At 53.2% G+C, this 25,384-nt stretch carries 26 protein-coding genes and 1 pseudogene; 17 read left to right on the forward strand and 10 right to left on the reverse strand.

Annotated features, from left to right (window positions below; genetic code table 11):
- Positions 1 to 4: 4 nt before the first annotated feature.
- Both HALTITAN_RS03000 and HALTITAN_RS03005 read left to right on the forward strand, forming a co-directional pair.
- A pseudogene (locus tag HALTITAN_RS03000) lies at positions 5 to 667 on the forward strand (ATP-binding protein); the annotation flags it as partial.
- A gap of 42 nt (positions 668 to 709) precedes the next feature.
- Positions 710 to 970 carry a HigA family addiction module antitoxin gene (locus HALTITAN_RS03005; protein WP_039857646.1) on the forward strand — a complete coding sequence of 87 codons (261 nt, stop codon included), beginning with the start codon at positions 710 to 712 and terminating at the stop codon, positions 968 to 970.
- A gap of 112 nt (positions 971 to 1,082) precedes the next feature.
- Here the strand turns inward: HALTITAN_RS03005 and HALTITAN_RS03010 are convergent, their stop codons facing one another.
- A complete protein-coding gene (locus tag HALTITAN_RS03010) occupies positions 1,083 to 1,661 on the reverse strand; it encodes an NADPH-dependent FMN reductase (protein WP_022521278.1) in 579 nt (192 codons plus the stop codon).
- A gap of 219 nt (positions 1,662 to 1,880) precedes the next feature.
- Here HALTITAN_RS03010 and HALTITAN_RS03015 point away from each other — a divergent pair, with 219 nt between their 5' ends.
- Positions 1,881 to 3,191 (forward strand): esterase-like activity of phytase family protein, encoded by a 1,311-nt coding sequence (locus HALTITAN_RS03015; protein WP_039857648.1) that lies wholly within the window; start codon positions 1,881 to 1,883, stop codon positions 3,189 to 3,191.
- Between the two features lie 77 nt (positions 3,192 to 3,268).
- Here HALTITAN_RS03015 and HALTITAN_RS03020 read toward each other — a convergent pair whose 3' ends face one another.
- Positions 3,269 to 3,904 (reverse strand): DsbA family oxidoreductase, encoded by a 636-nt coding sequence (locus tag HALTITAN_RS03020; protein WP_039857650.1) that lies wholly within the window; start codon positions 3,902 to 3,904, stop codon positions 3,269 to 3,271.
- Positions 3,905 to 3,919: 15 nt separating this feature from the next.
- Positions 3,920 to 4,531, reverse strand: coding sequence for an NAD(P)H:quinone oxidoreductase (gene wrbA, locus HALTITAN_RS03025; protein ID WP_009286201.1), 612 nt, complete (start codon positions 4,529 to 4,531; stop codon positions 3,920 to 3,922).
- 140 nt (positions 4,532 to 4,671) lie between these two features.
- On the opposite strand from wrbA, the gene HALTITAN_RS03030 reads away from it, so the two are divergent.
- Complete coding sequence (locus HALTITAN_RS03030) at positions 4,672 to 5,574, forward strand: LysR family transcriptional regulator (RefSeq protein ID WP_009286202.1); 903 nt, start codon at positions 4,672 to 4,674, stop codon at positions 5,572 to 5,574.
- A gap of 72 nt (positions 5,575 to 5,646) precedes the next feature.
- Here HALTITAN_RS03030 and HALTITAN_RS03035 read toward each other — a convergent pair whose 3' ends face one another.
- Positions 5,647 to 6,630: an alpha/beta hydrolase gene (locus HALTITAN_RS03035; protein ID WP_022521274.1), complete on the reverse strand. Its 984-nt coding sequence runs from the start codon at positions 6,628 to 6,630 to the stop codon at positions 5,647 to 5,649.
- Between the two features lie 217 nt (positions 6,631 to 6,847).
- On the opposite strand from HALTITAN_RS03035, the gene HALTITAN_RS03040 reads away from it, so the two are divergent.
- Positions 6,848 to 9,034: a malate synthase G gene (locus tag HALTITAN_RS03040; protein WP_039857651.1), complete on the forward strand. Its 2,187-nt coding sequence runs from the start codon at positions 6,848 to 6,850 to the stop codon at positions 9,032 to 9,034.
- A gap of 85 nt (positions 9,035 to 9,119) precedes the next feature.
- On the forward strand, positions 9,120 to 9,536 hold the full coding sequence (locus tag HALTITAN_RS03045) for a PaaI family thioesterase (protein WP_039857653.1): 417 nt from the start codon (positions 9,120 to 9,122) through the stop codon (positions 9,534 to 9,536).
- A gap of 11 nt (positions 9,537 to 9,547) precedes the next feature.
- Here HALTITAN_RS03045 and HALTITAN_RS03050 read toward each other — a convergent pair whose 3' ends face one another.
- The 3 genes from HALTITAN_RS03050 to HALTITAN_RS03060 form a co-directional block, all read right to left on the reverse strand.
- Positions 9,548 to 9,991, reverse strand: a complete 444-nt coding sequence (locus tag HALTITAN_RS03050) for a DUF411 domain-containing protein (protein WP_027957966.1) — start codon at positions 9,989 to 9,991, stop codon at positions 9,548 to 9,550.
- A gap of 234 nt (positions 9,992 to 10,225) precedes the next feature.
- Positions 10,226 to 11,638, reverse strand: coding sequence for an ATP-binding protein (locus HALTITAN_RS03055; protein WP_009286203.1), 1,413 nt, complete (start codon positions 11,636 to 11,638; stop codon positions 10,226 to 10,228).
- The gene (locus tag HALTITAN_RS03060; protein ID WP_009286204.1) at positions 11,635 to 12,297 is read right to left on the reverse strand and encodes a response regulator; all 663 of its coding nucleotides are present in this window, start codon (positions 12,295 to 12,297) and stop codon (positions 11,635 to 11,637) included. Before HALTITAN_RS03060 ends, HALTITAN_RS03055 begins: the two co-directional genes overlap by 4 nt.
- A gap of 217 nt (positions 12,298 to 12,514) precedes the next feature.
- Here HALTITAN_RS03060 and HALTITAN_RS03065 point away from each other — a divergent pair, with 217 nt between their 5' ends.
- From HALTITAN_RS03065 to HALTITAN_RS03080, 4 genes are all read left to right on the forward strand, one after another.
- On the forward strand, positions 12,515 to 13,705 hold the full coding sequence (locus HALTITAN_RS03065) for a glycosyltransferase family 9 protein (protein ID WP_039857655.1): 1,191 nt from the start codon (positions 12,515 to 12,517) through the stop codon (positions 13,703 to 13,705).
- A 77-nt stretch (positions 13,706 to 13,782) separates the two neighbouring features.
- Positions 13,783 to 14,160, forward strand: a complete 378-nt coding sequence (locus HALTITAN_RS03070) for a diacylglycerol kinase (protein WP_081742678.1) — start codon at positions 13,783 to 13,785, stop codon at positions 14,158 to 14,160.
- Positions 14,142 to 14,828: a phosphatase PAP2 family protein gene (locus tag HALTITAN_RS03075; protein ID WP_039857656.1), complete on the forward strand. Its 687-nt coding sequence runs from the start codon at positions 14,142 to 14,144 to the stop codon at positions 14,826 to 14,828. The genes HALTITAN_RS03070 and HALTITAN_RS03075 overlap by 19 nt, the downstream gene beginning before the upstream one ends.
- A gap of 24 nt (positions 14,829 to 14,852) precedes the next feature.
- Positions 14,853 to 16,523, forward strand: coding sequence for a phosphoethanolamine transferase (locus HALTITAN_RS03080; RefSeq protein ID WP_009286207.1), 1,671 nt, complete (start codon positions 14,853 to 14,855; stop codon positions 16,521 to 16,523).
- Positions 16,524 to 16,984: 461 nt separating this feature from the next.
- On the opposite strand, the gene HALTITAN_RS03090 is transcribed toward HALTITAN_RS03080, so the two are convergent.
- The gene (locus HALTITAN_RS03090; RefSeq protein ID WP_039857659.1) at positions 16,985 to 17,368 is read right to left on the reverse strand and encodes a DUF423 domain-containing protein; all 384 of its coding nucleotides are present in this window, start codon (positions 17,366 to 17,368) and stop codon (positions 16,985 to 16,987) included.
- Positions 17,369 to 17,505: 137 nt separating this feature from the next.
- On the opposite strand from HALTITAN_RS03090, the gene thiS reads away from it, so the two are divergent.
- The 3 genes from thiS to trmB are packed head-to-tail and all read left to right on the forward strand — an operon-like array spanning position 17,506 to position 19,318.
- Positions 17,506 to 17,712, forward strand: a complete 207-nt coding sequence (gene thiS / locus HALTITAN_RS03095) for a sulfur carrier protein ThiS (protein WP_022521266.1) — start codon at positions 17,506 to 17,508, stop codon at positions 17,710 to 17,712.
- Between the two features lie 10 nt (positions 17,713 to 17,722).
- Positions 17,723 to 18,532: a thiazole synthase gene (locus HALTITAN_RS03100; RefSeq protein ID WP_039857662.1), complete on the forward strand. Its 810-nt coding sequence runs from the start codon at positions 17,723 to 17,725 to the stop codon at positions 18,530 to 18,532.
- Positions 18,533 to 18,547: 15 nt separating this feature from the next.
- On the forward strand, positions 18,548 to 19,318 hold the full coding sequence (gene trmB, locus HALTITAN_RS03105) for a tRNA (guanosine(46)-N7)-methyltransferase TrmB (protein WP_022521264.1): 771 nt from the start codon (positions 18,548 to 18,550) through the stop codon (positions 19,316 to 19,318).
- A gap of 6 nt (positions 19,319 to 19,324) precedes the next feature.
- Here trmB and HALTITAN_RS03110 read toward each other — a convergent pair whose 3' ends face one another.
- Positions 19,325 to 19,927 (reverse strand): glutathione S-transferase N-terminal domain-containing protein, encoded by a 603-nt coding sequence (locus tag HALTITAN_RS03110; protein WP_039857663.1) that lies wholly within the window; start codon positions 19,925 to 19,927, stop codon positions 19,325 to 19,327.
- A 41-nt stretch (positions 19,928 to 19,968) separates the two neighbouring features.
- Positions 19,969 to 20,886 carry a LysR family transcriptional regulator gene (locus HALTITAN_RS03115; RefSeq protein ID WP_039857665.1) on the reverse strand — a complete coding sequence of 306 codons (918 nt, stop codon included), beginning with the start codon at positions 20,884 to 20,886 and terminating at the stop codon, positions 19,969 to 19,971.
- A 227-nt stretch (positions 20,887 to 21,113) separates the two neighbouring features.
- Between HALTITAN_RS03115 and HALTITAN_RS03120 the strand changes: the two genes are divergently transcribed.
- From HALTITAN_RS03120 to argE, 4 genes are read left to right on the forward strand one after another with little or no spacing between them, the layout of a single operon-like run.
- Entirely contained in the window at positions 21,114 to 22,079 is a 966-nt protein-coding gene (locus tag HALTITAN_RS03120) for a Bug family tripartite tricarboxylate transporter substrate binding protein (RefSeq protein WP_035555028.1), read from the forward strand.
- Positions 22,080 to 22,138: 59 nt separating this feature from the next.
- Positions 22,139 to 22,642 (forward strand): tripartite tricarboxylate transporter TctB family protein, encoded by a 504-nt coding sequence (locus HALTITAN_RS03125; RefSeq protein WP_035555025.1) that lies wholly within the window; start codon positions 22,139 to 22,141, stop codon positions 22,640 to 22,642.
- 25 nt (positions 22,643 to 22,667) lie between these two features.
- A complete protein-coding gene (locus HALTITAN_RS03130; protein WP_039857670.1) occupies positions 22,668 to 24,140 on the forward strand; it encodes a tripartite tricarboxylate transporter permease in 1,473 nt (490 codons plus the stop codon).
- A 35-nt stretch (positions 24,141 to 24,175) separates the two neighbouring features.
- A complete protein-coding gene (gene argE / locus HALTITAN_RS03135; protein ID WP_009286213.1) occupies positions 24,176 to 25,363 on the forward strand; it encodes an acetylornithine deacetylase in 1,188 nt (395 codons plus the stop codon).
- The last annotated feature ends 21 nt before the right edge of the window (positions 25,364 to 25,384 follow it).

Below are 25,384 nucleotides of genomic sequence, written 5' to 3' on the forward strand. Positions count from 1 at the left end.
CAGCGGCTCAAAACCCAAACCCGGTGAGATTTCGCTGGCCCACCACGGCGTGCTGTTCTTGGATGAGCTGCCGGAGTTTTCCCGCCATGTGCTAGAGGTACTTCGGCAACCGCTGGAAACCGGCGAGATTCATCTCGCACGCGCCAGTCATGAACGTCGCTACCCTGCTCAATTTCAGTTAGTAGCCGCAATGAATCCCTGCCCCTGCGGCCACTTGGGCGACCCACGCCAGCGCTGTCAGTGTACCGCCAGCCAAATCCAGCGTTATCAAGCACGGCTTTCCGGGCCATTGCTAGACCGTATCGATCTGCAAGTGGAAGTGCCCGCGCTGCCGCCAGAGCAGCTCACCGCACAAACCCAAGGCGAGTCGTCAGAAGCCGTGCGCGAGCGGGTGATGGCCGCCCGAGAACGCCAAATGGCCCGTGGCGCGCTGAATAGCCAGCTAAGCGGCAAAGCCCTGGAAGCCGCCTGCGCGCTTAACGATGAAGAGCGCGCCTGGCTCGCGGGCGTGCTGGAAAAGCTCAAGCTCTCCGCCCGCGCCTATCACCGCGTACTACGTGTAGCCCTGACCCTTGCCGACCTTCAGGGCGAACCCAAACCCACCCAGCCGCATCTAATTGAGGCCATTGGATACCGACAGCTGGATCGGATGCTAAAAGGGACTTAGCATTGAAATAGTCGATTACCACTCATAAAGGGAGGTGACAAAATGGCAAAACTTCCTAATATCCATCCCGGTGAAATTTTGTACGAAGATTTCATGCAGCCAATGGCGCTGAGAAAAAATGCGCTGGCTAAGCAGATGGGCGTCCCAGCGACCCGCATTGGTGAAATCACCTTGGGCCGCCGAGCGATTACGGCAGATACTGACTTACGTCTAGCCAAGGTCTTCGGCACAAGCGAAGGTTACTGGCTTCGTTTGCAGAATGCCTACGACCTAGAAGAAGCCCGCCGTCACCAAGTGGCATGAACAATTCTCTCATTTAACGACTCGAGCAACCGTACCTACATTGAAGTCATCGGCTACCGCCAGCTGGATCGGATGCTAAAGGGGGCGTAAGCCCCCGAAAGCCACTGGGCGGTTAGTGCGTGGCGGCCAGTGAATCCACTAGGCGTTGACACAGCGCATCCAGCTTCTGCCCCGTGGTTTCATCATGTAACGCGCCACTATCATTGAAGGCGCTGCCCGCTTTCGCCAGCGACAATGGCTGTGGCAGCACGACCAACCCCAGATTGGCTAACAGTTGCTGACCAAGCGGTAGCGCACGGATGCCACCTAGCCCACCTGGGGAAGCCGCCACCAGCGCTGCCCACTTACCGGCAAATAACTTGAGCCCCGGCGTATCCTGATAGGGACGTGATAGCCAGTCCAGTGTGTTTTTCAGCAGCGGCGTGATAAAGCCGTTGTACTCCGGCGAAGCGATCATCACCGCTTGGTGATCCGCCAGAATCTCACGCAGCTTCAGCACATTCTCCGGCACGCCCCGGGCTTCAATATCTTCATCAAACAGTGGGCAGGGATAATCTTTTAAATCGATAAAGGTTGCTTCCCCGCCAAGCGCCTCAATACGCTTGGCGGCCAGCTTGGCTAGCTGCTTGTTCAGTGACGCTTCTCGGGCACTGCCAGCAAAGACCAGTACCTTTTTGACCGATGATCCCATTGCCATTTCCTCTTTGAATAATGTATTTGAAAGCCACACCATTTATTAATATTTACGCCTGTTGAGCAAGACGTATTTTACGACTCAGGGCCAGACTCGACGTGAAACCCTGCTGCCATTAAAACGTCTGCACTTTGTCATTCAACTATCACTATTACGGATGAAAATTAGCAAAAGCTGCACCTGCCCTAATTTTTCCTCCGAAATGGTGAAATAGTGATGACAAAGCCGTTACTAGCGACTGCTCTACTCGCCTTTGCGTTTACCAGTACGGCACACGCCCAGCAGAGTTTTCCCGCCACATTGTCCGGCCATGCCCAGCTACCCGGCAGCACCTTTGTGGCAGCTCCTTCCGGTGCCGCTGAGCACTATAACGTCTCAGGCCGTTTTACTGGCCAAGAGGGCCGCGTTGAGCAGTTGTATACGAACATGCAAGCCACCGGCTTAGCGCTACCCTTCCCCAGCCAGCCCCTGCAGGGTTTTTCTGGCATTCGCTCGCTTGGCGATAACCGTTTCCTGGTATTGACCGATAACGGCTTTGGCTCCAAGGCGAACTCCTCCGACGTCATTCTGATGTTTAACATCATAAAGACTGACTGGGACACTGGGCGCGTCATCATTGAGGAAACCGTTCAACTATCGGATCCCAACCGCAAGGTGCCCTTCCCGATTATGAATGAAGCTACACCTGGTCGTTTTTTAACCGGAGCTGATTTCGATATTGAATCGATACAGCCGGTGGGCAATAGCTACTGGATTGGCGATGAGTTCGGCCCCTGGATTATCCAGGTCGATAATACGGGCGAAGTGCTGCAAGTGCTGGCCACCAATCCTGGTGGGACGCTGATGCGCTCCCCCGACAATGCCTTTGCCCTCACCCCGAACCCTGGCGCGCCTCTCGCTGATGATGTGAGAGTGTTTCGCTCCGGTGGCTACGAGGGCATGGCGCTCTCCGAAGACCAAACAACCCTTTACCCCTTATTGGAAAAGCCAGTCTGGGACAGCAACGCCAACGCCCCGGAAACGATTGATGGCACCCCCGTATTAAGAATGTTCGAGCTCCATACTGAAACCGGCGAATGGGGCGACGCAACCCGCTACTACCCCTTGGAGTCAGCGGATCATGCGATTGGCGATTTCAACCTCATTGGCGGAACTCGCGGCTTAATCATTGAGCGTGATAGCCGCCAAGGCGACCCGAGAGAAGAGTGGGCAGACAACCCTGCCGAGTTCAAACGCATCTATCTCGTCGATCTCAACCGCACAAATGAGCAGGGTGTGCTTGAAAAAATCGCCTATATCGACCTGATGAACATCCAGGATCCAGACGGCATCGCCCCCCGTGGCACGATCAACGGCACCTTTAACTTTCCCTTTGTGACCATTGAGAACGTGGATCGTGTCGATGAGAGCACTATCGTGGTCGCCAATGACAACAACTACCCTTTCTCGATTGGCCGCCAGCAAGGCCGCGCCGATGATAATGAGCTAATACTGCTCGATGTAGAGGACTTCCTGAACGCCCAGTAATGTGAGCAAGCGTGGGGCCGGGGCGCTCAATTATGACCCTAGCCTCACGTTAAAACGTCAGCAATCTCTCGACAAATTCAGCCAATATGCTGGCGGACTTCCTGTAACTGGAGACGCAGGCTTTCTATCGGTTGCGCACCATTAATCAGCCATCTGTCTTCAACAATCAATGTCGGCACCGACTGAACTCCCAACTTGGACGCGAGGTGGTGATCCTTTTCCACCGCCTGCTGAGTTGTTTCCGAGAGCACGTCTAGATCATAACGAACCATGTCGAGCCCGATTTCTTCAGCCAGTGATCGCAGCACCTGGCTATCACCGATATTGCGGCTCTCCGTCAGGTGCGCGTACTGAACACGATCAAACATACGCCAGTGCCCTTGTTGACCTGCCTGCATTTCAGCCGCCTTACACGCCAGCGCGCCAGGCATCCCGTGAGGATACTCGAAGGTTTGAGCACGCATACCATCAATGTTGAAACGCGGGGTATCCTCTGCGGCAACGCATTTTTCCCAATGACCGAGAATTGTTTCTTTGGCATCACCCATAGAGCCGAAGGCTTCAAGCATGGCTTCTCTACTTGCTTGAAGCGTAAAGCACTGGTGATGCACATCCAGGTTCAACTGCTTGGCAAGCGAGTGCAGCCGGGGAGAGAGAAGGTAACACCAACCGCAAACAACATCGTGCACAAACACCACCTTTAATGGATGCATGTCTCACCTCCCCCTCTAATCGTTGTGTGAACTGAGCGAACGCGCAATGGATGCCACGTGCTGACCCTGAAATTCAGCAATGCGCAGCTCTACCACCGACGGCTGCCGCGAGCCATCTGTCGCCGCCAAGGTTGATGCGCCATAGGGTGTGCCTCCGCTGATTTCGTCCATCGTCGTAAGGTCGGGGCAAGAATAAGGTACACCCACGATGACCATGCCGTGGTGTAACAAGGTGGTATGGAAGGACAATAGGGTGCTCTCTTGACCTCCATGCTGACTCGCGGTGGAAGTGAATGCTGCACCAACTTTGCCGATAAGCGCCCCCTTAGCCCAGAGTCCACCGGTTTGATCTAAGAAATTGCGCATCTGGGAGGCCATATTGCCAAAGCGAGTGGGCGTGCCGAAAATAATGGCATCGTAATCAGCCAGTTCACTCGGCTCGGCGATAGGCGCAGACTGATCCAATTTAGCCCCCGCCTTGAGGGCGACCTCTTCTGGCATCAGTTCTGGCACGCGCTTGATGGTCACTTCAGTGCCAGGGATGCTGGCCGCGCCTTTCGCTACAGCGTCAGCCATCGTCTCGATATGGCCATAGGTTGAATAATAAAGGACTAGTACCCGGGTCATCGTGATTCTCCATGCGTTGCTATTCGAATACGTTCTGAGTAGGCGATCTCGTCGACGCCATGAATCCCAGGATAAGCTTTGTTTAAATAGAGATAATCAGTAGTATTCGAAAATGATATTTTCCTTACTGGAAACAATGCATGGATAAGCTGACGGCAATGCGCACCTTTCGGCGAGTCGTAGAGCTGCAGAGCTTTTCTGCGGCCGCGAACGACCAGCGGCTCTCCAACGGCGCTGTGAGTAAACAGGTAGCGGAACTGGAGGCCAGCCTTGGGGTAACGCTGTTGACGCGTACCACCCGGCGGCTGAGCCTTACCGATGCGGGGCGGGCGTACTACGAACGCTGCGCCTGCATCCTCGACGACATTGAAGAAACCGAGCTAGCGTTGGGAGTTCACCAAGCAATCCCGCGGGGATCTCTTAAGATCAACTGCCCCATGTCGCTGGGGCTTTTGCATATCGCGCCTTTGATCCCCGTATTTGCCGAGCGCTACCCGGAAATCAACATCGAACTGGTTATGAATGACCGCCGCGTAGCGTTGGTGGAGGAAGGATTTGACGTCGCCTTACGTGCCGGTGACCCACTGGAAGATTCATCACTGATCGCACGCCGACTACAAAGCATTCATCGCGTATTGTGCGCCTCGCCAGGCTATCTCGAGCGATTCGGCGAACCGACAACACCTCAAGCACTTTCTGAGCATAAATGCCTGCTCTACAGCCTGGGCGCCGCACCGGAAGTGTGGCGCCTTGGCTATGCAGGGCAGACTATCGAACAGCGAGTGAAAGCAACCCTGACCGCCAATAGCAGCATCGCCCTGCGAGAAGCGCTGCTTGCGGGCATGGGCATTTCTCTAACCCCGACCTTCGTAGTCAGTGCGGATCTCAAGGCTGGGCGCTTGATTGAAATAATGCCGACATACCGCCCCCCTGAGCAAGGCCTCTATATTCTCTATCCAGCCAGCCGCTACCTCTCGCCAAAGGTACGCTGCTTTGTAGACTTCATGGTAAATCAGCTCGGCGGCACACCGCCCTGGGGGTAAAGCAGGGCTCATTGAGAGGGTAGAACAGGGCCCTAGATCCAGGGATACCTCTAGGGTCTGGAATTGCCGACGTTATTTACTAACACTATCGACAAACCCATCTACAAAATTATCCAGCGCTTCAAACAGCACTTCACGAATGGGATCTGCCTCATTTACCAAGTGGTGGCGAGCTTCCGGGTGGCGGTGAATTTCGGCATTGGGAAACTTCTTCGCCAAAATCGCTAAATTCCACTCCCAATCAACGGTCAAATCCTGCTCGCCCTGGAGTATCAGGGTAGGCAGCGGGTTGGGCTCCTGGGCCAGTAGGCGAGGCATCCAGCGGCGCATGGCGCTCACCCAGGCAACGCTCAAACGCTCGGGCTGCAGCGGGTCACCCTCGCGTAGAAACTCGGTGAACTGCTCGTCGGTAGAGTTGGGGCGATATTTACGCGGCAACTCTTTTACAAAAGGGCTGGCAATCAAGTGCAGCCAGCTGGTTTGGCTCCATCCCCAAGGCCGCACCAGGGGCGCCAGCAGCACCAAACCCGACCAGCCGGAAGCCCCACGACGGGTGAGTGCATCGGTAGCCAGAATCGCCCCACCGGTACTCTGGCCCACGCCTAACCACGGCTCAGGCGCCATGCCTTGGCTCTTTAGAGTCATCTGCAAGTGAGCCAGGCAGTGCTGATAATCATCGAAATCTTCTATTGCCGCCCGCGCACCGCTGGAAAGGCCGTGGCCGGGAAGATCCCACAGCACCACTCGCCACCCCTTAGCCAGCAGGCGTTCAAGCAAATGGCGATATAACCCCATATGATCGAAATAGCCATGTACCACAAAGGCAGTGCCCACCGGCTGCGGGGGGCTCCACACTTGGCACCACAGCGCAAAGCGCCCCGTATCGATAAAGCCTGCATGCACTTCACTGGTATCTAACAGCAGTGCTTCCAAGCCATAGTGGTGGAAATAGTCTTGCATGGCGTTTGCCAATACTTCCCCAGGCAACAGGCGGCTAAGGGCGGTATCGCCCGAGGCGTGGCGAAACAAGCCTTCCAGATGTTGGAAATCACTCATCGATGTTTCTCCATAACGCCATTGTCCTTTGACCTAGGCACGGCTGATGTTTCGCGCTTTCAGAACCAAATGCCTAGTCATTTGGTCGAGCATTTTAGCGCATTAGGGTCTACGCTGTTTACATGCCCGGCCAGGTGTGGAATTATTTTCCATAAATACATTTTACGCTGACCGTAGCAAACACATCACCCACTGGCATCCTCACAGGAGAAACCCCATGAGCGAGCGTATCACGCGCCACCGTTTACAGGTGGCAGCCGATCTAGATCGTTTTATAAATGAGCAGGCGCTACCGGGAACAGGTGTTGATGAAAACGCCTTTTGGGCCGGTGTGGATGCCCTGTTTCATGATTTGACCCCTAAAAATCGTCAATTGCTCGAAGAGCGCGACACGCTGCAAGAGAAGCTAGATGCATGGCACCGGGAAAACCCCGGCCCGGTCACCGATATGCCGGGATACCGTCGCTTCCTGAAAGAGGTTGGCTACCTGGCAGAAGCGCCGGCTAATGTAAAAGCGACCACCGCCAACGTTGACCGTGAAGTTGCCGTTCAGGCAGGCCCGCAGTTGGTTGTGCCGGTGAGCAACGCACGCTATGCGCTGAACGCGGCGAACGCCCGCTGGGGCAGCCTTTACGACGCCCTGTACGGCACCGATGCGATTTCCGAAGAGGATGGCGCGGAGAAAGGCACCAGCTTTAACCCGAAACGCGGCGCCAAAGTGATTGCCTACGCCCGTGGCGTGCTTGACCGCGCGGCACCGCTGGCGACTGGCTCGCACCGGGATGCGATGAACTACGCCATTCGTGATGAGCACTTGGTAGTAACGCTGGAAGGTGGTCGTGAAACCGGCTTGAAGGATTCCGGCAAGCTGATCGGTTTTAACGGCGAAGCGGCGAAACCCGACGCGATTCTGTTGGGGAACAACGGCCTGCACCTGGAAATCCAGATCGACCCTAACGACGCCATCGGCAAAACCGACCCGGCAGGCGTTAAAGATGTCGTGGTGGAAGCCGCCCTGACCGCCATCATGGATTGCGAAGACTCCGTTGCCGCAGTGGATTCAGAAGACAAGGTGGGCGTTTACAGTAACTGGCTGGGCCTGATGAAGGGCGATCTGGAAGAGAAGATCGAAAAAGGCGGCAAGACGTTTACCCGCAAGCTGAACGCCGACCGCACCTGGCAAACCACCGATGGCAGCAGCGTCACGCTGCCCGGCCGTTCGCTGATGTTCGTGCGCAATGTGGGTCACTTAATGACCACACCGGCGATTTTGGATGAGAACGGTAACGAGCTGCCGGAAGGTATCCTTGATGCCGTGGTTACCTCGCTGCTCGCGTTGCATGATCTGAAGAAAGACGCTGACCAGCCGCGCAACTCGCGCACTGGCTCTGTTTATATCGTCAAGCCGAAGATGCACGGCCCTAAAGAAGTTGCCTTCGCCAACGAGCTGTTTAGCCGCGTTGAAGACATTTTGGGCATGAACCGCGACACCCTGAAAATGGGTATCATGGACGAAGAGCGTCGCACCACCGTTAACCTCAAGGCGTGTATCGCTGAAGCGGCTTCACGGGTGGCATTTATCAACACCGGCTTCCTCGACCGTACCGGCGACGAAATGCATACCGCCATGGAAGCGGGTCCCATGGTGCGCAAGGGCGACATGAAAAGCGCCGCTTGGATTCAGGCCTACGAGAAGAGCAACGTGCAAGTGGGCCTTGCCTGCGGCCTTCGCGGTCGTGCCCAGATTGGTAAAGGCATGTGGGCCATGCCTGACCTGATGCACAACATGCTAGAGCAGAAAATCGGCCATCCGAAAGCGGGTGCCAACACGGCTTGGGTGCCTTCACCTACGGCCGCTGCGCTTCACGCGCTGCACTATCATCAGGTCAACGTCACCGACGTTCAGCGCGAGCTGGAAGCGTTGGGTGAGCCCGACTACCTGGACGACCTACTCACCGTGCCAGTAGCGGAAAACGCCAACTGGTCGGATGAAGAGAAGCAGCAGGAGCTGGATAACAACTGCCAGGGTATTCTCGGCTACGTAGTTCGCTGGGTAGAGCACGGCGTCGGTTGCTCGAAAGTGCCGGATATCCACAACGTAGGCCTGATGGAAGACCGCGCCACGCTGCGTATCTCCAGCCAGCACATTGCCAACTGGCTACACCACGGCATTGTCGATGCACCGCGAGTGGAAGAGACCCTCAAGCGCATGGCCAAGGTAGTCGACGAGCAGAACGCTGGCGACCCCACCTACACCGCCATGAGCGCCAATTTTGAAGGCTCCACGGCTTTCAAAGCCGCCTCCGACCTGATCTTCAAAGGCCGCGTACAGCCTTCCGGCTACACCGAGCCGCTACTCCACGAGTGGCGTCAGGTGCATAAGGCCCAGGTGCATAAGGCATAGGTGCATAAGGCATAGTAAGTTCGTTTTATGGTGTAATCAGCCTCGAGGTTCATCCTTCGGGGCTTTTTTATAAAGGAAAACAACAATGACCGTAATGACTGCCGAGCAAATCGAACACTTTTTAGACGAAGTGTTTCCCCAGCGGATGGGCAAGATAGAGAGCGTGGGCGAAATGACGGCGACCCTGCGCTTGAAGATCGGCAACGAGCATCTGCGCCCCGGCCCGCGGGTTTCCGGGCCCACCATGATGGGCTTTGCGGATGTAGCTATGTATGTGGCGATATTGGCGCAGATTGGCCCCGAACCCATGGCGGTGACCAGCGACTTAAACTGCCACTTCCTCCGCGCAGCGTCAGGTGATCATGACATTATCGCCCACGCCAAGCTGATCAAACTCGGCCGCCGCTTAGCGGTGGGCGAAGTTCAACTCTTCTCAGTCAGCGACGAAACGCGCCCCGTGGTGCATGTCACCGCCAGCTATGCGCTGCCCGAAAAGCCTTAAGGGACCGTCAATTACGGCGCCAACGTCATAAACGGCTCATCTTGTTGGTCGCTAAAGGCGTAAACGTTATAGGGCTCGCTCTGAGGCCCCGGCATACCCGGCGTACCGATGGGCATCCCCGCCAGGCCAATGCCATCTATGTCGGGTTGCTCTTCAAACAGCTTGGTAACCGCTCCCATCGGCACATGGCCTTCAATCCAGTAGTCACCTATTTCGATGGTATGACACGACCCCAAACCATAGGGCACACCCGCCTGCTGCTTGATATCCCCCAGCTCTACGTCATCTACAATCGTCACTTCTACACCAAGCTCTTCAAGATGGCGCGCATATTCGTCACAGCAACCGCACTGGGGGTTTTTATACAATGTGGCCTCGTCCGGCAACGCAGCTTGAGCCGAGGCGGCTCCTAGGAGTAAAGCACTAGATAAAACCGTAGCGGTAAAACGTTTCATGAGCGATCTCCTTGAGGTGTGTGACTAAACCAATAGCTGGCCAGCAGGACTATACCCAGCTCTATCAGCCATAGGCCCTCAGTCATAAGCTCTATCAACAAAAAAGTTAGTGGCATCCATTAACTTTTTATCTTACAACCTATAGGTAGCCCCAAGGTCAAGCGGCAAAATAGACGCAAATCTGACTTTGGGCGCATGCATAGAGGAAAATATAACCCACAGCCCTCACCTACCTTAGATGGCTTGCAGCTTGTTTTTTCCCCACGTAACACTGACCGCTAGCCCGTTGGGCATGCGGTTACTAAGTGCAAGGCGTGCGTCTTGGCGCTGAGCCAACTCCGAAACAATCGACAAACCCAATCCGCTGCCGGTAGTACCCTGACCAGACGCGCGCCTAAAGCGCTCAGTGACTTTATCCAATAGTGCCTCGGGGAGTCCGGGGCCAGTATCTTTCACAATAAGTTGGGGAAAACCCTCCTCAAGCGCCAATTCTACCTCCACCCAGCCGCCTTCTGGCGTATAGCGCAAGGCATTATCCAGTAAGTTACGAAAGAGAATTCCCACCTCGACTTCGTCGGCACGCACCTCCAGCCGGGTTAATCCTGTTAGCCTCAAATGCTGATCTCGCTCTTCAGCGAGTGGCCATAGCTCTGCTACCAATTCAGCAACAATAGGATAGAGATCGATAGTGGCCGGTGAGGTTGTGGCTACTTGATCCAAACGAGCCAAAATAAGCAGTTGTTCTACCACCCGCTGCAGCCGTTCTACTCCGATATAAGCCTTTTTTAATGATTGCTCTCCCCCCTCCTGCGCGTTATCCAGATGAATTCTCAGCGCTGCTAAGGGAGTACGTAATTCATGGGCCGCATCTGCTGTAAAGCGCCTCTCGCGCTCTAACGTTTCTTTCAACCGGGCGATAAAGTCGTTTAGCGATTGGCGTAATTCATTAAGCTCTTGAGGAACCGGGTCATCAATTTTACGCAGGTCGTGGGCGGAGCGGCCTTGTACTTGGTTGGAAAGCGCTTGAATGGGCGCAATACCTCGCCGGATAATACGACTCATCAGCCAAAGGAGGAGTGGAAGCAAAAAGAGCATCGGCAATAAATTGTTCCAGGTGATGCGCTCCACCACTTCATCATGAAACGAACCTCGCAGCCCCATGCTGATCCAGGTATTGCTGGCAACATCGAACATGCTGAAAACCCGCCAACGATGACCATCGTAGCTTTCCCAGCGAAAACCCTCCTCTAAAGGCGCGGGGAAAGGCCCGGCATCATTCCATTTGCCCCCTAGAAGCCTGGGTGAGCCATCGGCATTCCAAAAACCCAGTACTAATTTAAGTTCTTCCTCGTGGTAAAGCTTGATACCTGATTCAAAGCTGCTGTCGGGCACTGCGTTACCGTCGCGATATAGCTGAGCCGGATGTTCTGGAAGGCCCATGCGCGAAGCCAGTCGAGCATAGTCGTCAATGGTCGCGTTGGGATCGAGTTGGCCAGCCACAATCCGGCTATGCAGACTAAGCTGTGTATCGAGAATTTCTTCTAGCTCGTGATCCGTAATTAAGTAGGCCGCGGTAACCGCAACTCCCCCGGCGGCAACCATGGTAATGGCCAGGGTACGAAGTAGATAACGCCGTATCGATATCATTGTGCTTGGCTATCCAGCCGGTAGCCAATTCCGCGCACATTAATGATCAAATGTTTTTCAAGTTTTTTACGCAGATGATGAATGTGAACTTCCACCGCATTGGACTCTATCTCATCGCCCCAACCGTAAAGCAAACTTTCTAAACGAGGACGAGATAGCACTCTGTCGGGATGCCTAGCTAGCTCTAACAACAAGGCATACTCCCGTCGGCCCAACTTTACGTCTTTGCCCCGCCAACTCACCGCATGACGAGCCTCATCAATACTCAGTGCACCCAGCGTCAACATCTGCGAGGCGCGTCCCTCAGCGCGCCGCATTACGACACGCAAACGGGCAAGTAACTCCTGCAAATTAAATGGCTTGAGTACATAGTCATCCGCCCCAGCATCTAAGCCGCCAATACGGTCTTCCATCGCATCACGGGCCGTCAAAATCAGAATAGGCAGAGTTGATTGCTGACGGAGTAAATGCAGTACCTGCATACCGTCCATATCGGGCAGCCCAAGATCCAAAATAATCACACTGAAGGTCTCGCTATTGACAGCATTGATTGCTTCACGCCCAAGCATAAACCAATCGACTGTATACCCCTCTCGCTCCAGGGCTGTCTTAATGCCATCCCCAAGCAGGGGATCGTCTTCTATCAGCAGTGCGCGCATTTTGCTTCCTCAATCGTCAAACCTTTATCGTGGATGCCAAAACTTAAGCTTTTCTTAAATACGGAGACTTATAACCCACAAAGTAGTTTCGTCTAAACTAAACCAGTAAGCCTACCACCCTATTTTTGTAAAGCTCTTACACAGTTTAACTCTTCTTTAAGTTATTAGGCTCATGCTGCCTCTTCCGACGTGGGAAAAGCCAAAAGAGCGCCAGAGCATGCATTTACTAACCCTCATTAGAACAAACTATTACTTAAAAATAATGGCTCGTGGTTTAGAAAAAGGAATGAAACGATATTTACTGAGAGGTATACGGTATATCGTCAAACCGCCTGCGCCAGAAACCATCGACAGCCTTGTGGGTATAGAAAAAATTCTAATTATTCGCCCCAATTTTCGTCTGGGAAATGCGCTAATCAGCACCCCTGTCATTGATGCTTTTCGTGAACGTTTTCCTTCCGCACGCATAGACTATCTAGCGACGGATAAAACTTTTCCACTGTTGCAACAACGACCTATTGACCATTTTTATTTACTGTCGAGATCCGCGATCCTTCGTCCTTGGAAGTGTGTGACATTATTACGACGCCTAAGGGCTCAACGTTATGATCTAGCGGTACAAGTGAGCGGAGGATCAACGAGCGGTTTTATAGTGACCCAGTTAATAGGGGCACGGTATAGCATGGGTTCACGTAAAGGTCACCAGCGATGGTACAGCATTGAGGCGGAAGGGAAGTCATCACATGCCTACGATGCCATCATTAATTTAACACATCAGCTCGGTGTCGCTTGCCATAATCGGCCATTGCTCCAGCTAACGAAGCAGGAGCGCTCTCAGGCAATGACGAAGATAAGACAGCTAACCAGTCTTCATAGCGATCACCCATCAGATACTGACTTTATTGCTATCTTCGTAGGTGGGCATCAAAACAAACGTTGGCCGTTGGCATTTTGGCTAATGCTCATCGATGCCATGGAAGCCCACAAAATACGCTATGTCGTTTTCCTTGGGCCCGAGGAGTTTAGGCTTCTAGCACCTATTGAGCAGCGTTTAAAGTCCTCCCTCTACGGCAGCTTATGCCCACCTCTTCCTATCCGTCACTTTGCCGCCGTTTTGGAGCGTGCCCAATTACTCGTGACACCAGACTCAGGGCCTATGCATTTAGCGGCAGCGCTCGACGTCCCCACAATATCCCTGGTACGCCAGCAAAAATCTCTCGCCTTCGTACCTCGAGAATCCTATGACACCATCCTTTGGCGCCCAGAGATCAACACGGTAGTAGAAGCCATACAAGCTAATGTTGACGGGCAAGCCTCAACGCCCCCCGGTCAGCCGACCTCTGTAAAATACTATCCAAAACAGTACGTAACACCACCACCTATTGCAGTCCATACGTACGCCCGTTAATGAATGAAAGCGCATAACTATTCGTTAAGTTTTGCGCTTTATAGTGGCCCTAATATTACGTCACCGAGTCTACCGCCTTGCATATTTCCACTACGCCAAAACCCAATGGCAAGGGTTTTAAACGTATTTTCCGTGCTTCTATTAATGCAGTTTCTGGTTTAGAAGCTTGCTGGAAAAATGAATCCGCTTTTAGGCAAGAGGTATTGCTATGCCTCATCCTCTACCCCTTTATATTTTTTGTTAATGTCACTTGCGTGGAAAAAGCGTTGCTGTTTTTTTCACTTACATCTGTATTGATAGTGGAACTCATCAACTCCGCCATCGAAAACACTATTGACCGCATCGGACTTGAAAATAACGAACTTAGTGGGCGAGCTAAAGACATGGGAGCAGCCGCCGTCATGTTGACAATTCTCATGATGGTCGGTGTGTGGCTATGCGTACTGCTAAACTAAACTCCCTCAAACCCTTGGTAACTGTTTGGCTTTTATTTTTGGCAGCCATGTCAGTTTTTAGTGTTTTAGGCATAGATTTTTCGCTAGCTGATTTTATATATCATCTTCAGGGTAATACTTGGGCATGGAAAGACACCTTAATTACCCAAGATATTCTTCACAAAGGCGGTAAGTGGCTAAGTCTGGCTATGGGATTAGCCACACTTCTTCTATTGATACTAAGCACCACTGCTACTCGTCTTAAAGACTATCGCACTCCACTTTTTTATCTTTTTTCTGCAACGCTTGTTTCGGCATTACTTGTGGCGACTATTAAGCACCTGGTGAGCATGGAATGCCCTTGGGATTTAATTCGCTATGGAGGGGAACGAAACTTTATTGGCTTGCTCGACATACGCCCTCCTGTAATGCCAGCGTCCGCTTGCTTTCCAGCCGGGCATGCCAGCGCAGGATATACGTGGATAGCACTTTACTTCGTTTTGGCCGCCACACTGCCCCGCTGGCGATGGGCAGGGCTTGTGCTGGGTTTAGGGCTTGGCCTTACGTTTGGGATCACTCAACAGTTACGCGGGGCGCACTTTCTGTCCCACGACCTCTGGACCATCATGATTTGCTGGACTGTAAGCTTTGCCCTTTCAAGATTTTTATTACCTCCCAGAGTGCATTAATTTTTTCACACAGAGAGCCTTTCGATGCCCCCTTTGTTGTCCTTGCCTTTAAAAATTGTTTACACCGCTGGGCATTATCGTCCCATATTGAGCACGGAGCAACTTGTCTTATGGGCCGTTGTCATATTCAGTGTTTTTTACAATGCGCCTTTTTGGCAACAAGCCCTTGTTGGCTATGATCTTCTTGCAGTTCAGACGTGGCTTACCTTCGCCAATATGTTTTTGGTAATGACCTGCATTCATTTTTTGGTCTTCGTTAGCCTTGCTGTTCGAACATTGGTAAAACCCCTATTAATCTTACTGTTTCTAATAGCCGCCTTCGTCAGCTACTTTACCACTTACTATGGCACTTATTTTGATACTTCAATGTTAGACAATGTGCTTCAAACGGATACTAACGAAGCACGGGAGCTTCTTACAGCTGGCTTGCTGATTCATTTGGCAATCTTTTTTGGTTTGCCTACCCTTATCATTTGGAGAGTTAAAATCGCGCCTTCAACCTGGAAGAAGGCTGTTTTGCGCCGCTCAGCTTATTACCTCGCCAGTACGACTATATTGCTGTTAGCGATCGTCTTATCTTATCAAGAAGTATCGTCACTCATGCGCAACAATAAAGAGCTTCGCTACTTGGTGACTCCAGGCAATTATATTGTTTCGATGGCGCAGGCAGTTTTCAGCCAGCACGCTTCCGCAAATACGGTGCGCTCCCCAGTGGGAGAAGATGCCCGTATCAGTTCACAAGTGGGTGACAAACCCACGCTGCTCGTCATCGTGGTGGGCGAAACGGCGCGGGCGGTGAATTGGGGGTTAAATGGTTATGAACGTCAAACCACGCCCAAACTTGCCCAACAGCCCGACGTTATTAATTTTTCAGACGTTACCGCATGCGGCACCAGCACGGCTGCCTCATTACCCTGCATGTTTTCATTACCGGGGCGTGCCGATTACGTTAAATTCTATGCTCAGCAACATGAATCCTTACTGGACGTATTAGCACACGCCGGTTTAGAGGTCACCTGGCTTGATAACCAGTCGGGCTGCAAAGGCGTCTGCGAAGGAGTGACGACAAAAGCACTCTCTCCAGAGGACTACGCTTCTTTATGCCAAGATGGGCGCTGCTTGGACGAGGCACTGGTTCAAGCCTTAACCATGCAAATTAGCAGCACCCCAACTGATCAGGTGATAGTGCTGCATCAGCTAGGCAACCATGGCCCCAGCTATTACCAGCGTTACCCTGCTGACTACGAACGTTTTGTTCCTGCTTGCACCACCGCTGATTTAGCGAAGTGCTCAAGAGATGCCATTACCAATAGCTACGACAATGCCATTCTATATACCGACACTGTGTTGAATCAGGTAATTGAGACGTTAAAGCGTCAGGATGACTACGCAGCTGCGATGATCTATCTCTCTGATCATGGTGAATCACTGGGTGAAAAAGGGCTTTATTTGCACGGCATTCCCTACGCCATTGCCCCCGACGAACAGACGCATGTGCCTATGGTTTGGTGGCTTTCCAGCACCTTTTCACAGCAGCAAGGGCTAGATACGGACTGCTTACACCAGATTTCCGACAAAGCCGCCTCACACGACAACCTATTTCACAGCGTGTTGGGTTTGCTTGGCGTATCAAGTACTGTCTACCAGCAGGAACAAGATATTAGCCAAACGTGCCGACAACCCAACAGCAGTTAAACGCGTAAGTAATCGGTAATTATTCAGTGGCAAAATTGATTCAGCTTCATCACAACTCAGGTGCGTCGGCATGCTCATAACTCTTTTATCAAAGACTCACCCGTTTTTTGAAAGGCGGCTCTTATCAACAAAAAAGACAGCACCTGAGGATTCGATAAATAAGGATGATACTGCTCTCATTTTCAAGCAATGGTTTTCATTTCGGTTATGCGTAGTTTTAATCAGCTTGCTAAGCGCTCTCCTTATGCTATTTGAGATAGAGTCACTTGAAGTCATTATCGCTATTTTCAGTATTGGGGTTAGCAGCACAGCGCAGCTATTGAGGTTAGGCAATACAAGCACAGCTATGTGTAGCCGTATTTACCCTTTACGGGGCGAGGTGATAGAGACACTGGACGCGATAGGTATGGCAGGCGTTGGTACTGTGGTTGTTTTATATCTTTTAATCTAACTGCTACCTGTTAAGTGCGGCTGCATAATAACGCTATCACCCCAAGCGCCAGCCAACCGGCCATCAACAGCAGCCCGCCAATAGGAGTGACAATGCCAAGATTCAGTCCTGCCAGCGCCATCAGGTAGAGCGAGCCTGAAAAGCAGCCCATGCCTAGCGCCCACAGCGCCAGCACCCAACGCTGTCCGGCAAGCGGCTGCACTTGGCGCCATACCAGCACGATCATGATGGCCAGCGTGTGCCAGGCCTGGTAACGCACACCGGTTTCAACGGCACTCACCATCGCTTCTGTGGTGCGCGCCGCCAAACCATGGGCTGCATAGGCGCCTAGCATCACCAGTATGGCGCCTGAAAGGGCCGCTATACACCACCACACTTTATCTGTTCGCTGCACGCTGCTCTCCTACTCCTATTATGGTTGGCATACATCACGCTGTTTGCACCTACGGCTTACCTTGCGCGGTGTGAAACCGCTACAATAGAGAATGCCTTAGAGAACGAACTACCACGACGAATGAGACACGCCTATCTATGTCTATCCAGATACGTCTAAACGGTGAACCCCATACGCTGTCGACCGGCCTAACCGCCGCTGACTTAGTTGAACAGCTGGGCCTTAGCGGTCGTCGTATCGCCGTCGAAATTAACGAAGAGATCGTCCCCCGCAGCCAGCACGCCGACACCCGCCTGGTCGATGGCGACCACGTAGAAGTTGTCCACGCGATTGGCGGCGGTTAGAGGAAACACTATGACCCAACAAACGCATGTAGCGCTAGCCGATACCCCGCTAACCATCGCCGGACGCGATTTTCAATCGCGCCTGCTGGTGGGCACAGGCAAGTACAAAGACTTTACCGAAACCGGCGCCGCCATTGCCCAAAGTGGCGCTGAAATTGTGACCTTTGCGGTACGCCGTACTAATTTAGGCCAGGACGCCGATGCGCCCAACCTGTTAGACGCTATTTCCCCCGATCGCTACACCCTGCTGCCCAATACCGCCGGTTGCTACACCGCTAAAGATGCGGTGCGCACCTGCCGCCTGGCCCGCGAGCTGCTCGACGGTCACAATCTGGTCAAGCTGGAAGTGCTCGGCGACGATCATACGCTTTACCCCAATGTGGTCGAGACGCTAAAAGCCGCTGAAACGCTGCTCGCCGATGGCTTTGACGTCATGGTGTACACCAGCGACGATCCTATTGTGGCACGCGAACTAGAAGCCATGGGCTGCTGCGCCATCATGCCGCTGGGCTCGCTGATCGGTTCTGGCCACGGCATTCAAAACCCACACAACGTGCGCTTGATTGTTGAACAGAGCAAGGTACCGGTACTCGTGGATGCGGGCATTGGCACCGCTTCTGATGCTGCCATGGCCATGGAGCTAGGCTGCGACGGCGTACTGCTTAATACCGCCATTGCCCACGCCCGCGAGCCGCTACGCATGGCCAACGCCATGAAGCTGGCCGTGGAGGCCGGCCGGGATGCGTTTTTAGCAGGCCGTATGCCGCGCCGCCAATCCGCCGCTCCTTCTTCACCTTTCGCTGGCCGTATTAACGGTTAATTGATTCGAGACCCCATGACTGAACCCAACGATACCGTACCAGAAAGTCACACCGCGCCCGAAAGCAACGCCACCACAGGCCCGGAAGGTACGGATGCACCGCTGCACCGCCGCGGCATTAAAAGCTACGTGATCCGCGCGGGTCGTATGACCCAAGCCCAGAACCGTGGCTTAGAAGATATCTGGCCGCGTTTTGGCCTGACCATCGCCGATGGTCGTCAAGACTTGGACGTCCTGTTTGGCCGTCAGGCACCGCGGGTAGTAGAAATCGGCTTTGGCATGGGCAACTCGCTGATTGAGCAAGCCGAGACCCATCCGGACACCGACTTTATCGGCATTGAAGTCCACGCTCCTGGCGTTGGCAAACTGCTCGATGAAGTTGATAAGCGCGGCCTGACTAACCTGCGCGTTTACCGCGAGGACGCCCTGGCAGTGCTCGAACAGTGCCTTCCCGAAGGCTCGCTGACCACGCTGCAGCTGTTCTTCCCCGACCCCTGGCCGAAGAAGAAGCACCACAAACGACGCATCGTACAGCCTGCCTTTGTTGAGCTGATTCGCACTCGCCTGATGCCTGGCGGCACCTTCCATATGGCCACCGACTGGGAAGCCTACGCAGAGTGGATGGCCGAGGTAATGGAAGCGGCCCCCGGTTATGCCAACACCGCCAGCGCAGAAACCGCCCCCTACGTGCCGCGCCCGGCCTTCCGACCGTTGACCAAGTTTGAAGCCCGCGGTGAAAAACTTGGTCACGGGGTTTGGGATTTGATCTACGAGCGGCGTGATTAACCTGCGCTATTCAAACGTGGTAAGCGCAAAGCTCTCGCCCTCCACCACCTTCGCCTGCCAGGCATGTAGCGTCGGGTAGCGGTTTTGCCAATCAAAGGCCGGTAGGCGGAAACTGATATAAGCCAGTGCAACGGCAACGGTAATCGCCCCCAGGGTACGCTGGGCACTGCCTGCCAGCACGCTGGGGTGCGCATTGAGTGTTATTAAAGTGCGTTCGATCGCTTTTAAACGGCGCTGCCCCAACAGCGTCGTATCCACTTCATTACCAGCATACTTACGGCCGATCACCACATTAAAGGCAGCGTCCATCAAGCCCTGCCCCAACCCTGCCAGCGCCAGGGTTTCCGCTAATGCCTTATTGGGTACCAGAGATGGCCCTTCTCCCACGGCATCCAGATAGTGAGCAATCAACAGCGACTCGGTGAGTACATCGCCCTCGTCTGTGACCAGTGTTGGAATACGACTCAGCGGCGTAATCTGCAACAGTTCGCTATCTGCCGCCCAAGGGTCGCACCAGCAAAGCTCGGTGCGCTCAATCAGTTGCTTTTCATAGAGGCACACGCGCACAACGCGTGCATAGGGAGAAGAAGTATTTAAATAGAGCTGCATGGGGCGGTCTCCTGTTAAGTCATATGTTTGTCGTTACTGTTTTATTTTAGTGAAGTTAGTATTCCCATTTGATGCAAGCTATCGATTTCAGCGTATATCTCTTCGCAGAAGGATTCAGCCACATTACTTAACGGCTTGTGTTTAGATTTAAGTAAGGCAATTTCCCACTCAATGGTTGGCTCCATAGGCTTTGATACAACGGCTGTTCCCTGCAACAGCAGTTCTGCAATGGGATCAATCACTGCGACCCCAAGTCCGCGATCAACTAATGCGCACACCCCCCGCATATGGCGCATTTCAGCGGCAATATGCCGCTTTATATCCACTGTCTGCATAATGTAATCCACGCGGGCACGCAGAGGACTATCCGCCATCAGCTCTACGAATGTCTGGTTTTGTAAGCTAGTAAGCGCCACCACATCTTGCTTAGCAAGGGGGTGCGTACGATGCATGATGCACCTGGCAGAACAGCGTGCAAGACTACTAACCGTTGCTCCATAAGTGTCTGCTTCAAGCGTTATTCCCAGCGCCACATCACAGGTATTGTTGTCGATCATTTTAAGCAACTCTTGCAACCCGGCATCGATGACCCGAACGCCTACATTAGGGTGATTTTGTTTAAAGCGCTTAATGACATCGAGTAAAAAGGTATCGCAAAAAATGGGTTGTGCAGCGACTACGACACTGCCCAATTGGTTATTAGCAATAGCATCCGCGTCTTTTTGAGTATCTCGAATACTCGCCATTAGCCGTAAAACGGACGCGTGGTATAAAAACGCTTCTGACGTTGGCGAAAGCTGATTGCGGGCACGTTTGAACAAAGCAAAACCCAGCTCGTCCTCTAGCCCGATGAGCAAACGACTTACCATTGACTGGCTGATTCCTAACGTTTCTGCAGCCGCTTTCGTGGTGCCATGCTTCATGAATGCATCAAAAGCTTCAATTTCTTTTATTTTCATGGTGTTAATCCCACTCAAGAAGTCTTTTACTCAATAAACAGCGAATAAAAACAACGTTTATAAACAATAAGCTTGCAACTTTGGCTCACCACTAGAACAAAATCGAATACTAAATCGAATTGTTGCAACAAATTTCATACCTGTCTATGTTAAAAGCGCTGGGTTCAAAAATGCTATTAATAAATCCACTCCATGAAAGCTATGCAACAACGATTGCGGAGATAAGTATGAAACTCACCTTAAGCTTAGCGGCAGCAACGCTGCTCGCTGCCTCCACCGCCTATGCTCAGAGCTACCCTTCCGAACCCGTCACACTGGTAGTCCCTTATGGCCCAGGCGGCGCCTCCGATCTGGCTGGTCGGGCGCTAGCGGAGTCGGCTCGCGAATATTTAGGACAGCCTGTCACGGTCGTCAATCAAGCCGGTGCAGGTGGAATGACCGGCGCTCGCGATGTGACACAAGCTGACGCCGATGGTTACACCCTGCTGTTAGCCCGCGTCGGCATGGCTCTATCACCGGCGGTCAACGAAAACAGCAGTGTTGATTGGGATGAGTACACCTTCATCAGCCCGCTTGAAGCCACACCGATGATTCTTGCCGTGGCTGAAGACTCTCCCTATGAAAGTGTTGAGGATTTACTGGAAGGCATCGAAAACGACCCTGGTGCGATGAGCTACGCCGCTTCCGGCGCCACCGCCATTGATGGCTTTACGGTGCAGTCGCTACTGGCTGACGCGAAAATGGATCCGCTGACGGCGGCTACGTTGATTCCCTACCGTGGGGGCGGCGAACTCGCAACGGCATTACTGGGTGGGCATGTTGATTTTCTCGCCATCGCGGCAGCCTCTCTGATGCCGCATATCGAGAGCGGTGACATGCGTCCGTTAATGGTGTTCTCACCAGAGCGCATGGAAGCACTACCGGACGTGCCGACGGCTGAAGAGTTGGGTTATGAGTTGGCTGGCCAGGTGATGGGGTGGAGCGCGCTGTATGGCCCGCCAGATTTACCTGAAGAGGTCATGAATACCTGGGCAGAGGTAATGGAGCAGGTGGCTGAAGATGAAATGTGGCTCAGTCGTGCTGACGATCGTGGCTCAATTTCCACTATTGGCAGCGTCGATATGGAGACCTACGCAAAAGAGCAGTATGAGTTTTATCGCACCTTAGCGGAACAGTTTGGCTATCTAGAGTGAGTCAGCGTTAGGCACCACGTTGTCGTCACTGCATACATCATTTCATCACTGGAGGGGTCATGGGTATAACACGCGGTTTAGTTATTACGGTGCTGTTCGGTATCGTGCTGTTTTTACTGATACCCGCCTATGTGCCCCGCCCGCGCTTTATTCCAGGGTTCGCGCCACCGCCTGATATGTGGCCACGCACGGTATCCATGCTCGGCATGGCACTGGGCATACTGCTCGTCGGGCTTTCTTTTTCACGCAAAACCGAAGCAATCGCTGACCCTGAAGATGCCAGCACTATCCGCGGTGACACGCCACTTGTCACGCTGCTCACCCGCTTCGGCTGGACGGTACTCGCCTTTGCGCTCTTTATCGGTTCAGTGATGCTGCTCGGTTTTTTGCTATCGAGCATTCTGCTGTTAATGGCGATGCTGATATTGACGGGTTATTGGCGCCACAAAGTGGTGGCGGCCATCGTTGCCGTTGCACTCCCACTGGTCCTCTACCTGTTTTTCTCCAGCGCACTCAATACGCGTTTCCCTGTCGGCAGCCTTTTCAAGGCTATCGGTATTTAACTTACCGCGTATAGGACTGACCACTATGCTCAACGACCTGCTGGTTGCCTTCCAGGCGGTTGCCACCATTGAGAACTTTCTGATCATGGCCGCCGGTATTTGGGGCGGCGTGATTATCGGCGCTATTCCAGGCATGACCGGCACCATGGCGGTGACGCTGGCGCTGCCCTTTACTTTTTATATGCAGCCGATTCCGAGCATTTTGTTACTCGTCGCACTGTACAAAGGCTCGACCTACGGCGGTTCGGTATCCGCGATATTGATCAAAACGCCAGGCACTGCTTCGGCTGCCTGCACCACCCTTGATGGCTACCCATTGGCCCAGCAAGGCAAGGCAGGCAAAGCCCTCAACATGGCGCTCTATTCCTCCTGTACCGGGGATTTTATTTCCAATCTCTCGCTGATTTTTATTGCCGCGCCACTGGCGCTACTTGCGCTGCGTATTGGGCCACCCGAATACTTTATGTTGATGATTTTCGCACTTACCACCGTCGCTGGGGTGTCAGGGCGCTCGCTGCTGCTTGGGCTTGTATCGGCGTGCTTAGGGCTACTACTAGCCACAGTGGGCGAAGATATGTACGGCTCGTTCCGCTTTGATCTAACCGTGGATATGCAGAGCGGTCTTGCCGTTGCCCCCGTACTCATTGGTCTGTTTGCGATCCCAGAGCTGCTTAAAATTATTGTCTTTCGTAACAATCAAAGCCATAAGCCCATGCAGTTGGGCGATAACCGCGTAACGCGAGACGAGCTGCGCCGATCCTTAAAGGCAATGCTCAAAGGCAGCATGATTGGTGTTGTGATGGGGGCCATTCCCGGCATAGGGCCTTCGGCGGCGGCTTTCTCCTCCTACGGGGAAGCACAGCGTAGCTCAAAGAATCGCGAGAACTTTGGTAAGGGCGAACTAGAAGGGATCGCAGCATCAGAGTCCGCTAATAATGGTTGCTGTGGCTCCACCATGATCCCTTTGTTAGCACTGGGCGTGCCGGGCGATGTGATTACGGGCGTGATGCTGGGCGCCTTTATGATTCACGGCATGACCCCAGGCCCTATGCTATTTGAGAACAACCTTCATGAGGTTTACATGCTGTTTATTGGCATGTTGTTCTCTTCTGTTTTGCTGTTTGGTGCTGGTAAAGCAACGATGCGCTTTTTCTCGCATATCTCGCGCATTCCCCCCGGCTTAATGGCGCCGATCGTACTTGCTCTGTGCGTATTCGGTATTTTTTCGATCTCCAACAGTATGTATGACGTCATCGTACTGCTAGCGATGGGCATATTTGGCTTTTTCATGTTCCTGTTCGCCATTCCCGCCGCCCCCTTTTTAATCGCCTTCATTCTTGGCCCGATGCTGGAAGAGAACCTGCGTCGTGCCCTTGCGCTATCTCGCGGTGATCCAAGCATCCTGGTGTCGTCGCCTATCACCTGGTTATTCGCTTCGCTGGCGATATTCGTGGTGGTAGTGACAATTCGTCAGCAGCTTAAAAAAGCCAAGGTCTGAGCCAAAGATTCCCTTACTGCCAAGGATTTAACGCTATGCAAGCTAGTGCTACGCCTAACGCTCACCCGCAGTTGGAAGCCGCGATATCACACCTCACCGACCTTATCGCTTACGACACAACGAGTGCTTACTCCAACCTTGAGCTTATTCATCACATCGAGAGGTTCTTCGCCAATCTTGACGCGGATGTGACGGTGCTGCCCGATGAGAGCGGCGAAAAGGCCAATTTAGTCGCCCGCCTGGGGCCGGCCGACGCAGCTGGCATCGTCCTCTCTGGTCATACGGACGTCGTACCCGCCAACCCGAAGAACTGGCAGAGCGACCCTTTCAAAATGGAGAAACGCGGCAACCGCTTGTTTGGTCGTGGTACCTGCGATATGAAAGGCTTTGCAGCCTGCGTTATGGCGGCGGCACCGGCGTTTGCCAACGGCGAACTACACCGACCTTTCTATTTCTGCTTCTCTCATGATGAGGAAGTAGGCTGTCTGGGTGCCCCCGCCATTGCTCGTCACTTAGCCGAGCTCAAGGTGCCACCAGCTCTGGCGATTATCGGTGAACCCAGCGAAATGAAACTGATCAACGGCCAAAAGGGCAAAATCGCCATGCGGGTGACGGTGCGCGGAGAAGGGGGCCACTCATCGTTCTCCCCTCAACACGTCAATGCGGTGGAGTATGCCTCGCGTATCATCACCATGATCGCCGAGCGATCACGACGATATGAGCAAGAAGGCCCTTTCGACCACAACTTTACCGTTCCCCACGCCACAACACTGACCACTATGATAGAAGGCGGTGTGGCGACCAACGTTACCCCTGATTCCTGCAGCTTTATCTTTGAGCTACGCAGCATTGATCAGGAAGCAGCCGCCACGGACATTCAAGCACTGATCCGCGATATAGAGACTGCCCTACTCCCCGAAATGCAGCGCCAATCAGCCGATTCCGCCATTGAGTGGCAAGAGCTATTTGCCTACCCCGCCATGGGGGACGCCACCGACAGCGATATGTTCAAAAAGCTTGAACCCATTCTTCCCGAGCGTGGCGGCAAGGTATCTTATGGCTCAGAAGGCGGCGTGTTCGAGATCGATGGCGGCATACCCTCAGTGATTGTTGGGCCCGGCTCTATTCGCCAAGCCCACAAGCCCGATGAGTTCATAGAAATTGATCAACTTAGCCAGTGCCTAGCATTCTTAGATGAATTAAATGCTTGGATGAAACGCTAACGCCCCCATGAGTGAAGGTGA

Source organism: Vreelandella titanicae BH1, assembly GCF_000336575.1.
Lineage (GTDB): Bacteria > Pseudomonadota > Gammaproteobacteria > Pseudomonadales > Halomonadaceae > Vreelandella > Vreelandella titanicae.

What these genes read in the sequence shown, in the direction of transcription:
- HALTITAN_RS03005 (WP_039857646.1), top strand. Translation starts at nt 710, where the DNA reads ATGGCAAAACTTCCTAATATCCATCCCGGTGAAATTTTGTACGAAGAT.
- HALTITAN_RS03010 (WP_022521278.1), bottom strand. Translation starts at nt 1,661, where the DNA reads ATGGGATCATCGGTCAAAAAGGTACTGGTCTTTGCTGGCAGTGCCCGA.
- HALTITAN_RS03015 (WP_039857648.1), top strand. Translation starts at nt 1,881, where the DNA reads ATGACAAAGCCGTTACTAGCGACTGCTCTACTCGCCTTTGCGTTTACC.
- HALTITAN_RS03020 (WP_039857650.1), bottom strand. Translation starts at nt 3,904, where the DNA reads ATGCATCCATTAAAGGTGGTGTTTGTGCACGATGTTGTTTGCGGTTGG.
- wrbA (WP_009286201.1), bottom strand. Translation starts at nt 4,531, where the DNA reads ATGACCCGGGTACTAGTCCTTTATTATTCAACCTATGGCCATATCGAG.
- HALTITAN_RS03030 (WP_009286202.1), top strand. Translation starts at nt 4,672, where the DNA reads ATGGATAAGCTGACGGCAATGCGCACCTTTCGGCGAGTCGTAGAGCTG.
- HALTITAN_RS03035 (WP_022521274.1), bottom strand. Translation starts at nt 6,630, where the DNA reads ATGAGTGATTTCCAACATCTGGAAGGCTTGTTTCGCCACGCCTCGGGC.
- HALTITAN_RS03040 (WP_039857651.1), top strand. Translation starts at nt 6,848, where the DNA reads ATGAGCGAGCGTATCACGCGCCACCGTTTACAGGTGGCAGCCGATCTA.
- HALTITAN_RS03045 (WP_039857653.1), top strand. Translation starts at nt 9,120, where the DNA reads ATGACCGTAATGACTGCCGAGCAAATCGAACACTTTTTAGACGAAGTG.
- HALTITAN_RS03050 (WP_027957966.1), bottom strand. Translation starts at nt 9,991, where the DNA reads ATGAAACGTTTTACCGCTACGGTTTTATCTAGTGCTTTACTCCTAGGA.
- HALTITAN_RS03055 (WP_009286203.1), bottom strand. Translation starts at nt 11,638, where the DNA reads ATGATATCGATACGGCGTTATCTACTTCGTACCCTGGCCATTACCATG.
- HALTITAN_RS03060 (WP_009286204.1), bottom strand. Translation starts at nt 12,297, where the DNA reads ATGCGCGCACTGCTGATAGAAGACGATCCCCTGCTTGGGGATGGCATT.
- HALTITAN_RS03065 (WP_039857655.1), top strand. Translation starts at nt 12,515, where the DNA reads ATGCATTTACTAACCCTCATTAGAACAAACTATTACTTAAAAATAATG.
- HALTITAN_RS03075 (WP_039857656.1), top strand. Translation starts at nt 14,142, where the DNA reads ATGCGTACTGCTAAACTAAACTCCCTCAAACCCTTGGTAACTGTTTGG.
- HALTITAN_RS03080 (WP_009286207.1), top strand. Translation starts at nt 14,853, where the DNA reads ATGCCCCCTTTGTTGTCCTTGCCTTTAAAAATTGTTTACACCGCTGGG.
- thiS (WP_022521266.1), top strand. Translation starts at nt 17,506, where the DNA reads ATGTCTATCCAGATACGTCTAAACGGTGAACCCCATACGCTGTCGACC.
- HALTITAN_RS03100 (WP_039857662.1), top strand. Translation starts at nt 17,723, where the DNA reads ATGACCCAACAAACGCATGTAGCGCTAGCCGATACCCCGCTAACCATC.
- trmB (WP_022521264.1), top strand. Translation starts at nt 18,548, where the DNA reads ATGACTGAACCCAACGATACCGTACCAGAAAGTCACACCGCGCCCGAA.
- HALTITAN_RS03110 (WP_039857663.1), bottom strand. Translation starts at nt 19,927, where the DNA reads ATGCAGCTCTATTTAAATACTTCTTCTCCCTATGCACGCGTTGTGCGC.
- HALTITAN_RS03115 (WP_039857665.1), bottom strand. Translation starts at nt 20,886, where the DNA reads ATGAAAATAAAAGAAATTGAAGCTTTTGATGCATTCATGAAGCATGGC.
- HALTITAN_RS03120 (WP_035555028.1), top strand. Translation starts at nt 21,114, where the DNA reads ATGAAACTCACCTTAAGCTTAGCGGCAGCAACGCTGCTCGCTGCCTCC.
- HALTITAN_RS03125 (WP_035555025.1), top strand. Translation starts at nt 22,139, where the DNA reads ATGGGTATAACACGCGGTTTAGTTATTACGGTGCTGTTCGGTATCGTG.
- HALTITAN_RS03130 (WP_039857670.1), top strand. Translation starts at nt 22,668, where the DNA reads ATGCTCAACGACCTGCTGGTTGCCTTCCAGGCGGTTGCCACCATTGAG.
- argE (WP_009286213.1), top strand. Translation starts at nt 24,176, where the DNA reads ATGCAAGCTAGTGCTACGCCTAACGCTCACCCGCAGTTGGAAGCCGCG.